At 76.8% G+C, this 672-nt stretch carries 1 protein-coding gene; it reads right to left on the bottom strand.

Going from position 1 to position 672, the window contains the following annotated elements; genetic code table 11:
- Positions 1-672, bottom strand: a 672-nt coding sequence (locus G3I65_RS29435; protein ID WP_160698984.1) for a beta-ketoacyl reductase, incomplete at both ends; no start/stop codon positions are given.

Here is a 672-nt window from a genome sequence, read left to right as displayed (position 1 = left end):
GCACGACGTGGCCCCGCAGCACCGCCAGGTCGAGGTTGACCGGCAGCACCACCGGGTGGCCGGTCGCCGCGGCCGCGTCGAACAGGGCGAGCCCCTGCCCGGCGGGCAGCGGGTTCAGGCCCGCGCGGGCCATCCGCTGGACGTCGACGTCGCCGAGCGCGCCGGTCATGCCCTCGGTCTGCGCCCACGGGCCCCAGGCCAGGGAAAGCCCCGGGAGGCCGAGGGCGCGCCGGTGCTCGGCCAGTGCGTCGAGGAACGAGTTCGCGGCGGCGTAGTTGCCCTGCCCGACCCCGCCGAGCAGGCCGCTCGCGGACGAGTAGGTGACGAACGCGCCGAGGTCGAGGTCCCGGGTCAGCTCGTGCAGGTGCCAGGCGCCGTCGACCTTGGGGCGCAGCACCTTCGCCAGCCGGGCCGGGGTCAGCGAGCCGACGACACCGTCGTCGAGCACGCCCGCGGTGTGCACGACCGCCGCGAGCGGGTGCTCGGCCGGGATCGTCGCGAGCAGGCTTTCGACGTCCTCGCGGTCGGCGGTGTCGCAGGCGGACACGGTGACCCGGGCGCCGAGGGCTTCCAGGTCGCCCACCAGGTCGAGGACGCCGGCGGCGCCGCGCCCGCGCCGGCTGGCCAGCAGCAGGTGGCGGACGCCGTGTTCGGTGACGAGGTGCCGGGCCA

The sequence above is a fragment of the Amycolatopsis sp. SID8362 genome (assembly GCF_010550475.1).
In the GTDB taxonomy this organism is placed as follows: domain Bacteria; phylum Actinomycetota; class Actinomycetes; order Mycobacteriales; family Pseudonocardiaceae; genus Amycolatopsis; species Amycolatopsis eburnea.
This window is presented reverse-complemented; position numbering and strand designations above follow the sequence as displayed.